Raw genomic sequence first — 12,839 nt, forward strand, 5'->3', positions numbered from 1 at the left:
GTAGGATCATGTCAGATGTTTTCGGCAACGCTTTCGCGGGCGGCTTGCTCTTCCTCTTCGCGTTCGCGCTTGTTGTACTGGATCGATGACCAGAGCGAGATTCCGATCAGGGCCGCGCCGCCAAGGCCGGTGATGACCTCGGGAATGTGGACCAGGGTCTGCACATACATGATCACCGACAGGATCAGGATGGCATAGAAGGCACCGTGCTCGAGGTATCGGTATTCGGCGAGCGTGCCCTTCTCGACAAGCATGATCGTCATGGAGCGCACATACATGGCGCCGATGCCGAGGCCGATCGCGATAACGAAGAGGTTCTGCGTCAGCGCAAACGCTCCGATAACGCCGTCGAACGAGAAGCTGGCGTCCAGCACTTCGAGATAGATGAAAGCGCCGAGACCGCCCTTGGCCGCTTCGGTCATGGTCTTCTGCGAGGCGTCCAGCAGGCCGCCGAGGACCTCAACGGCCAGGAAGGTCACGAGGCCGTAGATGGCCGAATAGACGAAGGTCGTTGCTTCCTCACCTTCGAGAAGGTTCGAGAAGAGCAGGATCAGCAACAGGACAACGGCGATCTCGATGCCCTTGATCGAGGCCGAACGGGCCATGTTCTTTTCCAGGATCTCGATCCAGTGGACGTCTTTCTCATGGTCGAAGAAATAGGTGAGGCCGACCATCATGAGGAAGGTGCCGCCGAAGGCCGCGATCGGCAGATGCGCCTCGTTCATGATGCGGGCATATTCCGCGGGCTCGCGGGCAGCCAGAATGATTGCTTCGATCGGGCCGATCTTGGCAGCGATCACGACAATCAGGAGCGGGAAGACGATACGCATGCCGAAAACGGCGATGATGATACCCCAGGTCAGGAAGCGCTGCTGCCAGACCGGTGTCATGTCCTTCAGTTTGTTTGCGTTGACAATCGCGTTGTCGAAGGACAGCGAGATCTCCAAGACGGCAAGCACACTGCAGATGAAGAAGACGGTGGCCATTCCGCCGATCGTACCGGTCATCTGCCAGCCGAGGATGCCGCCGAGGATCAGGCCGATCACGGTGACGATAAAGGCCCAGCGGAAATAACCGAGGGTAGACTGGGCGCCGGTTGCTGCTGACGTTGTCATGACTGTACCTCCGCCATCAGGAGGCATGAATTGGCGATGCGATGCGCGTTGCACGCCTTCGCATGAAGCATGATCCGAGTGTTCATTGTTTTTGAATCCGCCGGCTGGCAATTGCTGGCGGTACCGACATCACGAGAGCGCCGTAAACTCTCGCCAGAGGGGCCCGGCACCAGGTTAGATCACAAGTCTTGATCTTGCGACACGTCTTCTTCTCACCGAAGCTCACGAAAAGGTCAAGGCGCGTGATTATCTTGCTTTGAAATGGAAGCTGCGGTGCCGATGTCAAGTGTCGGTCTCTCGGAGAACTGATTGGCAAGTCCTGCGTTATTCCGTGGGAGCGGGAGGAAAAGCCGATGGACATATGGGATTCGGACCGGTTTCTGCTGGCACAGGAGCCGGTTTTTGCCACGGCAATGACGGAGCTCAGGCGTGGGCGCAAGGAAAGCCATTGGATGTGGTTCATCTTTCCTCAACTGCGCGACCTTGGCCGTTCAGCGACCGCTCGGCACTACGGGCTTGCGGACAAGGCGGAGGCCCGGATGTACCTCTCACATCCTATTCTCGGACCGCGTCTGGTGCAGGCGACGGAAGCGGTCCTCGCCGTGGCGCACCGCTCATTGCATGACATCTTAGGCGCGCCGGACGATCTGAAGTTTCGCTCCTGCATGACGCTCTTCTCCCTGGTCGTGGAGGATCAGCGGGCTTATCCATTCGCGCAGGCGTTGGAGAGGTTCTGCCAGGGAGAGCGGGACAGGCTCACGCTCGATCTCGTCGATGGTTAGACGGCGTCCACAATGATTTCCGGCTTGACGGCCAAGGTGTTGCTCACGGTGCAGATTTCTTCGGCGCGATGCGCCACCTGTCGTTTCTCGTCTTGGTCGAGTTCTCCTTCAAACCGGAATTCGACGGTAAGCTTCACAAAACGGGACGGTCCGTCGTTCGCCTTTTCTCCATTTGCTTTGGCGCTGACGCCCAAGATGCGGTCCGAAAGACCGAGTTCACGGGCCGCAATCCTCGCGCTCATGCTCATGCAAGCGGCCAGGGACGCCAGAAGTAGGTCGAGCGGATTGAAACCCGGTTCGGAAACGCCAGTAACGATGTCGACAACGCCACCGGTTTCCGACACGACATGCGGATAACCACTCTTTCCGAGTGTCGCCGTCGCCCCGATCCGCCGCGTGCGCAAATCTGCCATAGGATGCTCCCTTCAAGTCGGGGCATCCTATGTTTGCGCGTGCTGCCCGACAAGGCGGCTCAAATGTTGCTGCCGATCCGGGCGGTGCCAGTTTCGCCGTTGTCGCGCGTCCATTTCAGCTGCTTGTCGTTGATCCGCTGCAGTTCGAAGCACATCGGCGCGCCCTTGTACCAACTGGTAAACTGTTGGCAGAGACGGTCGCCCTTGATCCACCAGCGACCGGTATCATTGGGCTTGGCGAAGCGCCCAAGGCCAAGAGCTTCGCCCGAGCCATCGACCTGGCCGTTCTTTCGATAGTTCAACGGAAACTCTCCGCCCAGGGGCACGGCGAGGTAGATGCGCTTGCCGATGATGTCTTCGCGGATATCACTGGCGGTGAAGCGCTCGTTGGCAAGGGCTGTCGCGGAGGTGAGCGCGACCGCCATCAGCGTCATCAATCCGGTTCTCAGGCTGGAATGCATGGCGTAGGTCTCCCAAGCGAGTGTCTATGTGTTCCTTCTTACGGAGACATCTCGCTGGCGGATCACCTCAGGTCACTCGCGGATGAACACATTCACCGAGGCGGCGCGACCGTCTGCGTCGATGACGGTCAATGTCGTCTGACCCTGGCCGGGCGGATGCCATTCACCGGTGCGGCGGCGGGTCGATTCCGTCATGGGCTTTCCATCGACCAGCCAGCGGAAGGGCGCCCGGCCCGCCTGCATCTTCATGACCAGCGGGAGTGGCGTACCGGCGGCATCGCGGCCGAGTTCGAGTTGCGCTCCTTCCGGAGGATAGACGATCTGCGGCGGTTTCTCGCGAGCAGATGCCGAAACCAGTCCGTTTGGATTGACCGAGAAGCGCCGCAGACCGGCGGGCAGATCATTGGCCGCGAGGCGCATGGCGCCGGTCGGTGCGCGGGGCAGGGCGGTGCCCGCCAGGCCCGATTTGGCGAAGGCCTCGAACAGGATGGGAGCCGCAGTCTTGTAGCCGGAAATCCCGGGAACGGCGGCGTTGTCCGGACGACCGATCCAGACCCCCAGCACATAGCGGCCGTCATAGCCGACCGACCAGGCGTCGCGATAGCCATAGCTCGTGCCGGTCTTGTAGGCGATACCGGCCGGTGGACTGCCAGCCGGGGGCTGTACCGCGCCGAGGATATCGGCGATCGTCCAGGCGGCCGTCGGCTCCAGAAGCGGCTGGTCGTCGAGCAGGCCGGGCTTCTCCCTTATGCCGTCGCCAAGACGGACGGGTTGTTCGCGATTGGCGAGACCGGCATAGAGCTGCACCAGGCCTTTCAGCGTGACGCCGACACCGCCGAGGGCAATGGCGAGACCGGGCACTTCGTTCGGTGGCAGTTTCAGGCTGACATCAGCGCGTCGCAGCCGGACCATGAGGCGAGACGGACCGACGCTGTCCAAGAGGCGGACGGCGGGCACGTTGAGCGATAGCTGCAAGGCCTGTCGAATGCTCACGTCGCCCTGATACTGCATGTCAAAGTTTTTCGGTCGGTAACCGAAGAAGTCGGCGGGGCGATCTTCGACAATGGTTTCCTGGGCGACCAGGCCCAGTTCGAAGGCCAGGCCATAGATGAAGGGTTTCAGGGTGGAACCGGGCGACCGTTCGGCACGCGTCATGTCGATCCAACCGGAATGGCTGGCGTCGAAGTAATCGGCTGCACCGACTTCCGCGACGATCTCACCTGTCGTTGCATCCGCCATGATCAGGGCGAGCGAGACTTTGGGATCGAGTTTGCGGGCGGTTTCGGCCGCGACTGTTTCCAGCTTCTCCTGCACGGGGCGGAGCAGGGTCGTCTGGTGGCGTTCCGCCGTCGGAGCCGCGCGTTTTGCGGCCTCGGCGAGATGCGGAGCGAGCGCTGGCAGCTGGCGACGGGCTCTCGGTAACTCGGCGCTCAGCGCAAAAGCGACCTCGGACGGCTCGATGATCCCGGCCTCAGCGGCTCGTTCCAGCACGCGCGTGCGGGCTTGCAGGGCATTGTCGGCGAAGCGGTCGGGGCGGCGCTTTTCCGGCAGCTGCGGCAGAGCGACCAGCAAGGCTGCTTCCGCCGTCGTCAGGCGCTTGGGTTCCTTGCCGAACCAGGCAAGGCTTGCGGCCCGTACGCCCTCCAGATTGCCGCCGTAGGGAGCGTGGGTCAGATAGAGATTCAGGATCTCGCCCTTCGACAGGCGACGTTCCAACTGGAGCGCGCGCGCGATCTGGATCAACTTGGCGGCCAGTGAGCGCTCCCGTCGGGGTTCGATCAGGCGGGCGACTTGCATCGAAAGCGTGGAGGCGCCGGAGACGATACGGCCGTTGGTAACGAGCTGCCAGGCGGCGCGCCCGAGTGCCAGCACATCGACGCCCGCGTGATTTTGGAAACGGCGGTCCTCGTAGGCGACAAGCATGCGGATCAGGGCGGGGTCGACATCCTCCGCCGTGGTCTTCAGCCGCCACAGACCTTCGCGCGTGGCAAACGCCCTCAGCAGTTGGCCGTCACGGTCGAGAATTTCCGTCGACACCGACCGCACCGCCTCGATCGGGGGTGGGAAGTGCTTGTCTGCCCAGTCTAAGGCAAACAGCGAAAGCCCCGTCACGGCAATGCCTGTGGCAATGACGATCAGGGGCTTTCGCAAGCGTGCCATCAGGGGGCTGCCGAGACCGTCATGCCACCCGCTGCCGTCCTTGCGGAGAGCTGTGGACGATACATGTCTTCGACGGCGGCTGCCGGCAGATCGTAGGTGCCCGGTGTGACCGCCCGTACGACATAAGCCAACGTGATGGTGCCGTTCTCGTCTTCAGTCCGGTTTACGGCGGCGACGAAGCGGTCGTTGCGGAATTCGAGATGGGCGGTTTCCGTCTGACCGATCCAGTCGAAGTTGGCGAGGGCTGCGCTGTCGACCAGGCTCGGATTGTCGATTTCGAAGCCGGCCGGCAGAAGGTCGGTGACCAGCAGTTGGGCTGGCCATTCATCCTCTTCCGTCACCTCCAGGACGACCACATAACGCTCGTTCTGCGTCGCTTCCGTGATGTTCGCCTCTTCGCCATCGAGCGTATAGTAGGTTCGGTTGATCTCGAAGCCTTCGCCACCGGCGGCTGGCGGTTCAACGGGAGCGGCGACCGTCGTGATCGCGGCGCTGATTGGATCGCTGCCGTTGTTGGTCAGTGTGACGGGGGCCTGGAGAAGGGCCTCGCCCGGGATGGTGGCCGCATAGGCTCCCGTCCGTTCCGCACCGTTCACATCGATCTTAAGGCCGGAATCGTCCTCCTGCAGCGCGCGGGCAGCGAGCAGCATCCAAGTTTGTTCCTGGGTGCTCAGCGTCTGCTTCGCCTTCCATTCCTCATTCACGATCTTTGCCAGGACCGGCACGACTGCTGGCATGGGCCGGCTTTCGGCGGCCAGGGCCAGCACGCCGGCTGCATCACGCAGCGACGAGCCATAATCCGAGCGGCTCAAGCTGACGGGGGTCAGCCGTGCCTGTTCCGACATGCCGGAGGCGTCAGCGAAGACCATGTTGGCGCGTTGCGTATCGCCGTAGAGTGACAGCGCGGCAGCGAGATGGGCCTTAGACAGAGGCGTCGGGAAGTCGCCGAGCATGGTGTCGGCATAGTAGCGCAGGTCGCTGAGCGAGGCCTTGCGGCTGCGCGCAAGCACGTAGAGCGAATAGGCGATGTCATTGCCGCGCGTGCGGATGTCGTTGTCATAGGCGATGCGGTTCTGCAGGTTCTGCAGGGCCTGAACGAGGGCCTCTTCCGGCACGTCGAATTTCTTTTCGCGGGCACGGGTGAGGAAGTCCGTCACATACGCATCGAGCCACAGGCTTTCCGACCCCGGACCCCAGAGGCCGAAGGAGCCGCTGGAGGACTGGTAGGAGAGCACGCGGAAGATGGCATCCTGAACACGCTTGGCGATATCAGGATCTTCCGGAAGGCCCGATATCTTTGCCAGTTCCGCGAAGTAAAGCAGCGGCAGCGCGCGGCTGGTCGTCTGTTCGGCGCAACCATAGGGGTAGCGGTCGAGCGCCATCAGCAGGCCAGGAACGTCGAGACCATCTGCGCGGGTGACATTCAGGCTGACCGAGGCGCCATTCAGCAGGCTGTCGGCGAGCAGATTGCCGTCTATGGTCAGGCTCTTGCCCGGCGCCACGGCGATCACCTGCCGCTGAGTGATCGGCAGGGTCGCCGGTCTGACGGGAAGGTCGAGCGACTGGCTAACGGCAATTCCGTCGGCGCCGGTCAGGGCAACGTCTATCGATCCCTGCCCGGGTTCTCCCGCTGAAAGAGGCAGCGTGAGGGTCGTCGTCTTGCCAGCGGCAAGCGTGAACTGGTTCGATGTGTCTCCACCCACCGCCACCGGACCGTTGCCGGTCGCGACCAGCGTGTAAGTGCCATCGGGGGCATCGGTTGCGGCGATGTCGAGACGCAGACTGCTTTCATCGCCGGGGGCGAGGAACTTCGGCAGGCTGGCGGTCACCACGACCGGGTCGCGGATGATGACGTCGGTCTGTGCATGGCCAACCCCGGTCTTCGACCAGGCATGGACCATGACACGGGCGGTGCCGTTGAACTGCGGGATGTCGAAGGACACCGTTGCCTTGCCGGCCGCATCGAGCTTCACCGGGCCAGAGAAGAATGCGACGAGCTTTTCCTTGGGCGGGTTGCCCTGGAGAGCCACTTCACCACCATCGCCACCCGTGCGCAGCGTGCCCGTCGCGCCAAGCGAGCCGTCGATCAGGCGGCCATAGAGGTCGCGCAATTCGAGGCCCAGGCGGCGCTGGCCGAAGTAATAAGTCTCGGGATCGGCGGCTTCATAACGGGTGAGGTTCAGGATACCGACATCAACGGCGGCGACCGTGACATAGGCTTCCTCGCCAATGCCGGCACCGGCAACCTCGATCGGGATTTCCAGCGGCTGGCGCGGGAGCGTCTTTTCCGGTGTCGTAATCTTCACCGCCAGCTTGTCTGCGCCCGGGTCGACGCCGAGCCAGGTAATGCCGATGGCGCGAGCCGGCATGCGGCTTTCCTGGGCATCACCCGGCCGGAAGAGGGTGGCGGTGACATAGGCACCGGCACCGAAATCGGCTGTGACCGGAAGCTCGATTTCGGCACCCGCCGCCGGAACGTCGGCCACGGTGGACGTAATCAGGGCGTCCGTTCCGACAGTCACCAGAACCTTGCCTTCAAAACGCGGCGAGATCTTGAGACGAGCGGTATCGCCCACCTGATATGTCGCCTTGTCGAGGCCGACCTGCAGGGCATCCGGCGTTTCGGTCGAGCTTGCGGAGACGAACCAGCCGGCGTCGAAATCGACGCTGGAGACAGAGCCGCCCTGTTCGACTTCCAGGCGGTGGCTACCCCAGGTGACCGGGATGGAAAGTGCCGTGCCGTCGGCTTTGATGTCCACGGTGCCATCGGCCACCAGCTTGGTGGTGGTGATCGGCTCGTAACGCCAGGATGAGCCTTCGCGGTACCACTGGTAATTCCGCTCGAGCTTGACCAGCTTCCATTTGGCACCTGGGAGGTCCTGCTTTGCGGCGTCGGGTCCGATCGCAATCAGATTGAAGGCGGCGGTGCTGTTTTCTGCGACATCGCCGTCGAATTCCGGCTTGATGCCGATCATGGGTCCTTCGGGCGTGACCGGAAGGGTCAACTTCCGTTCGATCGCCCGACCACCGCCTTCGCGCAGTCTGAGCACAACATCGGCGTTCAAGAGACGCGTCGTCGCGGGGAGGTCGGTGACGGCGACGTCGATGCTGGCCTTTCCATCCTCATCAAGCGGATCGAGCGCCTCGAAGGGCACGCGCACGCCTTCGACATCTTCCTCGTCGGAGAGGCCGAAGCTGTAGCGGGGGTAGTCCGGATGACTGCTGGTGGGGGTGACGACCAGTTCGCCTTCCAACGTCAGGCCGGCTGCCGGTGCGCCATAGAGGTAACGACCCTCGATATCGATCGTCGCGCTGCCGTCCGGGGCAAGCGCCGTCGCCTCACTTGCGAGCGTCATGTCGAGGCGGTCGGGGACGAAGTCATCCACGAGGAAGGAGCTCTGGGCGATCGCCGGCTTTCTAGGGTCGGTATGGATCGCGACACTCCAGGTGCCGCGCATCGAATTGGCGAGCAACGGCAGGTCCACTGCATAGCCGCCCAGGCTTTCGCTGGAGACGGCCATGCGACGGAACTCGACACCGTCGGGACGCAGGAAAATGAAGGTCAGCGGCAGGCCGCTGATGGCATCGGCTTCGGTGTCTCGGGCCAGTGCTGCAACATGGACCGTTTCGCCGGGGCGATAGATGCCGCGTTCGGTCCAGGAGAGAACGTCGACGGGACCCGGCGCAGGGCGGCCGGTGACGCCGCGGTCGGACAGGTCAAAGCCGGCGCGGGTCATGTCGAGGAAGACATTGTCATCGTCTTTGGTGTGTGCGGCGATGACGGCTGGCGCCATAGCCGCACTGGCTTTGAGAAGGCCGGCGTCAAAGCGAGCTCGGCCCTCGGCATCGGTCTTTGCCGTTGCCAGGATTTCGTTGTTCTTCGCCAGCAGTTGCAGTTCGACGCCTTCCAGTGGGGCGGCTGACGCAAGCGAGCGTGCGAACACATGCAGCCCGTCGGTACCGGCGAAGGTCGAGAGGCCGATGTCGGAGACGACGAACCACTGGGTGGCACGGCTGTCCCAGTTTTCGGCGGTGCTGTTGGCGGCAACAGCGGTGAGCACGTAGATCCCGGGTTTGCGGGTCGGCAATGCTTCCTGCAGCGGGATGCTGGTGATCACCTCGTCGTTCAACTGGTTGGCAATGTCGATCGTGCCTTGCCAGACCAGTTCGCCGATCTCGTCCTCGACGCGGCTTGCACTGTAGCCATCGAGCTGGGTCAGGAACTGCGAGGCGGCCAAAAGGGGTGCGATGTTTCGATCGCCGATGCGATAAAGGGCGAGCTTGGCGCTTTCCGAATTGATCGAGACGAGCGGAATGCCCTGGCGTGCGCTGGACGGCAGAACAAAGCTGTCGCCCGTGAAGCGAACGGTGGAAGAGCGGTCGCGGACGTAAAGCTCGAGTTCGACCGGAGCTTCGAGGTTTTCCTCAACGGAAGACGGCAGGCCGGCACGGATGGCCAGGCGGTATCGGCCGCCGTGTTCCAGGCCTTCGACGCAGATCTGGTTGTTTTTCGCTTCGACAGCTTTCGGCGACTTGCCATCGAGAGTGACGTATTGCGCGTAGTCGACGCCGCGTTTGATCAGCTGCTCGGAAAACTCCACGCAGGCACGCGGGGAGGCTGAATCGGAATCAACCGTATTGCCGACGATGCGAAAGCCCTGACGCGACCGGAGATCCTCGAATGCCGCGCGAACCTGCGCATCGGCGGAAAGCTCCAGGCTCGCCTTGTAGGCATTGAGGGCGGCGCGGTAGTTTTCGCTCTTTTCCAGAGCAAGCGCCAGGGTGGCCAACGCGTCGGCGCGGGTCACGGCACCTCTCGTCAGGCCATAGCCATTGATGGCCGCCATCGCCGCTTCGTTGGCATATGTGTAGTTGTTGGACACCGTGTTGGCGACACGTGCCAGTTCCAACCACGTGGCAGCATCATCCGGATCAATCGACAGCGCACCTTTGAGCGCAGCGATCGCCGCGTCGACATTGCCGCCTGCGATGGCCTGGCGCGCTTCGTCGATCAGGGCCTCACGACCGGCGCCTTCGCGGTCCGGCGGCAGTGTCAGGCTGTCGCGCTGATTGCGCGCGTCCGTCTTCAGTTGTTCCGAGACGAAGGCAAGCGGTGCTGGTGCGCCAATGTCTTCTTCCGCCGCGGCCTCTACAATTCGGCCGGCAACGGCGCCGACGAAGCTGTTCATCTGGTTATAGTCGGATTTCAGGAAGCACCACTTCACCTTCGGGTTATAGGTGAAGGCGCGGCAGGAGCCGTCTGCGACGCAGCTCGCCTCGCACTCATCCAGCGACACATTCTTCTCAGTCCGGAGATCGAAGCCGAAGTAGTCGGCGTCGTCCACCGTGACGACGGTGCGGCTATCCTGCGCGGATGTTGGAAGCGTGAGGGCAAGGAGTGACAGGGTCATTGTGAAAATGACCGACAGACGGCGCGTGAACATAGTTTTCTCCCCGAAGGCCGAATTCAGATTCAGCCTGTTCGAAGATACTTTTGGATCATGTCAGGGGCTTGTCAATCGGCAGCGGACACAGTCCGATGATATCGGCAAAGTCAGTACAAGTAGCCGGTTTCACTCCCGAGCGATCAGGCATCCGGAGGCGCTGAATTCGCGGGCCTGATCAATGATCCAGGTCGCGAAAGCGCTGACTGGACCATAGGCCATGCGCGACAAAGGCCGGACTAGGTAATAGGCGCTGGCGCTTTTGACCTCGTGATCGAAAGCGCGGACCAGTTGGCCGTTCGCGAGTTCCGGTTCGATCAGGAATGTCGGCACCAGCGCGATGCCAAGGCCGGCCAGACAGGCTTGGACCACATTGGAGAACTGCTCGAAGCGCATGCCGCCGCCATGACCCTCCTGCATGCCGAGTGAGGCGAACCACTGCTCCCAGGCGCGTGGACGGGACGCCATGTCGAAGAGGGGCTTGGTAAGCAGGTCTTCCGGCCGTCTGACCGGGTTTGCGGCGAGGAACGCGGGGCTGCAAACGGGTGCGACCATCTCGTGCATGAGAAACTGGCAGTCGGTGCCCGGCCAGTTGGGTTCACCAATGTGGATCGCGGCGTCGATCCCCGAGCCCTCGAAATCGAATTGCCCGATGCGGGTGGCGAAATCGATGATGACGGCCGGATTGCGCGTCAGAAAGTCCGGGATGCGTGGCATCAGCCAGCGTGTTCCGAAGGTCGGCAGGATCGCCAACCTCAAATGGGTGTCGTCGCGGGTTGCCATGGCCTCCAGCGAGAGGGTGCGGATGGTCGCCAGTGCATCGCCAATGCCCTTGGCATAGGTCCGGCCGATCGCCGTCAGTTCCACACCACGGTTTGTGCGGTCGAACAGCTTGACGCCAAGCTGATCCTCCAGGAGGCCAATTTGGCGGCTGATTGCGCCTTGGGTAAGGGCGAGTTCGTTTGCCGCCGCGGAGAAGCTGCCGAGCTTCGCGACGGAATCGAAAGCGGCGAGTGCGCTTGTGGAGGGCAGAAAGCGGCGTTGGTGTGTCAGCATTCGTTATGACTAGACCTAATAGCAACATGAGTAAACATGGCTTGTTTAATCGTCCGATATGAGCAATCTGTGGTCAACTGTCAAAAACGGATGCGATGATTATGAGCGAGATGCAGCCCTTTTCCTGGAGTGACCCTTTTCTGATGTCCGAAATCCTCAGTGAGGACGAGCGGATGATCCAGGATGCCGCTGCGGCCTTCGCTAAGGCTGAGTTGGCGCCGCGCGTGGCAGACGCCTATCTCGGCGAAACGGTGGAGCCGGAGTTGTTCCGCCTGATGGGCCAGGCCGGGCTCCTTGGCGTGACGCTGCCGGAAAAATATGGTGCAGCCGGTGCGAACTATGTCTCCTACGGCCTTGTGGCGCGTGAAATCGAACGTGTCGATTCCGGTTATCGCTCGATGATGAGCGTTCAGTCCTCGCTCGTCATCTATCCGATCTATGCCTATGGTTCGGAAGAGCAGAAGGACAAGTATCTGCCGGGCCTCGTCTCGGGTGAACTGATCGGCTGCTTTGGCCTGACCGAACCTGATGCCGGTTCTGATCCTGGCGGCATGAAGACGCGTGCCGAGAAGATCGAAGGCGGCTACCGCCTGCGCGGCTCGAAGATGTGGATTTCCAACGCGCCGATCGCCGATGTCTTCGTGGTTTGGGCGAAGTCAGAGGCGCATGGTGGCGAGATCCGGGGTTTCATTCTTGAGAAGGGCATGAAGGGCTTGTCCGCGCCGAAGATCGGCGGCAAGCTGTCGTTGCGGGCGTCTGTCACCGGTGAGATCGTGCTGGACGGTGTCGAGGTCGGCGAAGATGCACTGCTACCGAACGTCTCCGGCCTCAAAGGTCCCTTCGGTTGCCTCAACCGCGCCCGTTACGGCATTTCCTGGGGTGTGCTCGGCGCGGCTGAAGATTGCTGGCACCGCGCGCGGCAATACGGCCTCGATCGCAAGCAGTTCGGCAAGCCGCTTGCCGGTACGCAGCTGTTCCAGAAGAAGCTTGCGGACATGCAGACCGAGATCTCGCTCGGGCTGCTTGCTTCGCTGCGCGTCGGCCGTCTCATGGACGAGCACCAATTCGCCCCCGAGATGATCTCGATCGTCAAGCGCAACAACTGCGGCAAGGCGTTGGACATTGCGCGCATGGCCCGCGACATGCATGGCGGCAACGGCATCCAGATTGAGTATCATGTCATGCGCCATGCGCAGAATCTGGAGACGGTGAACACCTATGAGGGGACCCACGACGTGCATGCGTTGATCCTCGGTCGGGCCCAGACCGGCATCCAGGCGTTCTTCTGAAACGCTTCTCGCGTGCAGCCGCAAATCCCTGAAAATACAGGGGTGCGGCTGTCGCATATCTGCGCCATACCTTTGGAATTATATTCGAATTTAAGCCTTTCTACACTTGTAAGCCCCTA

8 protein-coding genes are annotated in these 12,839 nt (G+C 62.1%); 2 read left to right on the forward strand and 6 right to left on the reverse strand.

The annotated features are described in order from the left end of the window. Positions 1–11: 11 nt before the first annotated feature. Positions 12–1,115 (reverse strand): DUF475 domain-containing protein, encoded by a 1,104-nt coding sequence (locus tag ACT53S_RS21865; RefSeq protein ID WP_142071247.1) that lies wholly within the window; start codon positions 1,113–1,115, stop codon positions 12–14. A gap of 353 nt (positions 1,116–1,468) precedes the next feature. On the opposite strand from ACT53S_RS21865, the gene ACT53S_RS21870 reads away from it, so the two are divergent. Further along, a complete protein-coding gene (locus tag ACT53S_RS21870) occupies positions 1,469–1,897 on the forward strand; it encodes a DUF1810 domain-containing protein (protein ID WP_476068569.1) in 429 nt (142 codons plus the stop codon). Here the strand turns inward: ACT53S_RS21870 and ACT53S_RS21875 are convergent. From ACT53S_RS21875 to ACT53S_RS21895, 5 genes are all read right to left on the reverse strand, one after another. Further along, positions 1,894–2,310, reverse strand: a complete 417-nt coding sequence (locus ACT53S_RS21875) for an OsmC family protein (protein WP_476068570.1) — start codon at positions 2,308–2,310, stop codon at positions 1,894–1,896. The genes ACT53S_RS21870 and ACT53S_RS21875 overlap by 4 nt on opposite strands. Positions 2,311–2,369: 59 nt before the next feature. After that, positions 2,370–2,771: a hypothetical protein gene (locus ACT53S_RS21880; RefSeq protein ID WP_476068571.1), complete on the reverse strand. Its 402-nt coding sequence runs from the start codon at positions 2,769–2,771 to the stop codon at positions 2,370–2,372. 72 nt (positions 2,772–2,843) lie between these two features. Next, positions 2,844–4,931, reverse strand: a complete 2,088-nt coding sequence (gene pbpC / locus ACT53S_RS21885) for a penicillin-binding protein 1C (RefSeq protein WP_476068572.1) — start codon at positions 4,929–4,931, stop codon at positions 2,844–2,846. Then, on the reverse strand, positions 4,931–10,375 hold the full coding sequence (locus tag ACT53S_RS21890; RefSeq protein WP_476068573.1) for an alpha-2-macroglobulin family protein: 5,445 nt from the start codon (positions 10,373–10,375) through the stop codon (positions 4,931–4,933). The genes pbpC and ACT53S_RS21890 overlap by 1 nt, the downstream gene beginning before the upstream one ends. Before the next feature lie 129 nt (positions 10,376–10,504). After that, a complete protein-coding gene (locus tag ACT53S_RS21895) occupies positions 10,505–11,431 on the reverse strand; it encodes a LysR family transcriptional regulator (RefSeq protein WP_476068574.1) in 927 nt (308 codons plus the stop codon). Positions 11,432–11,532: 101 nt separating this feature from the next. On the opposite strand from ACT53S_RS21895, the gene ACT53S_RS21900 reads away from it, so the two are divergent. After that, a complete protein-coding gene (locus tag ACT53S_RS21900; protein WP_113379108.1) occupies positions 11,533–12,720 on the forward strand; it encodes an acyl-CoA dehydrogenase in 1,188 nt (395 codons plus the stop codon). The last annotated feature ends 119 nt before the right edge of the window (positions 12,721–12,839 follow it).

This window comes from Allorhizobium sp. DMC15, from assembly GCF_056314065.1.

Excerpts from the sequence above, each read along its gene's own strand:
- ACT53S_RS21900 (WP_113379108.1), top strand. The coding sequence starts at position 11,533 with ATGAGCGAGATGCAGCCCTTTTCCTGGAGTGACCCTTTTCTGATGTCC.
- ACT53S_RS21895 (WP_476068574.1), bottom strand. The coding sequence starts at position 11,431 with ATGCTGACACACCAACGCCGCTTTCTGCCCTCCACAAGCGCACTCGCC.
- ACT53S_RS21865 (WP_142071247.1), bottom strand. The coding sequence starts at position 1,115 with ATGACAACGTCAGCAGCAACCGGCGCCCAGTCTACCCTCGGTTATTTC.
- ACT53S_RS21875 (WP_476068570.1), bottom strand. The coding sequence starts at position 2,310 with ATGGCAGATTTGCGCACGCGGCGGATCGGGGCGACGGCGACACTCGGA.
- pbpC (WP_476068572.1), bottom strand. The coding sequence starts at position 4,931 with ATGGCACGCTTGCGAAAGCCCCTGATCGTCATTGCCACAGGCATTGCC.
- ACT53S_RS21890 (WP_476068573.1), bottom strand. The coding sequence starts at position 10,375 with ATGTTCACGCGCCGTCTGTCGGTCATTTTCACAATGACCCTGTCACTC.
- ACT53S_RS21870 (WP_476068569.1), top strand. The coding sequence starts at position 1,469 with ATGGACATATGGGATTCGGACCGGTTTCTGCTGGCACAGGAGCCGGTT.
- ACT53S_RS21880 (WP_476068571.1), bottom strand. The coding sequence starts at position 2,771 with ATGCATTCCAGCCTGAGAACCGGATTGATGACGCTGATGGCGGTCGCG.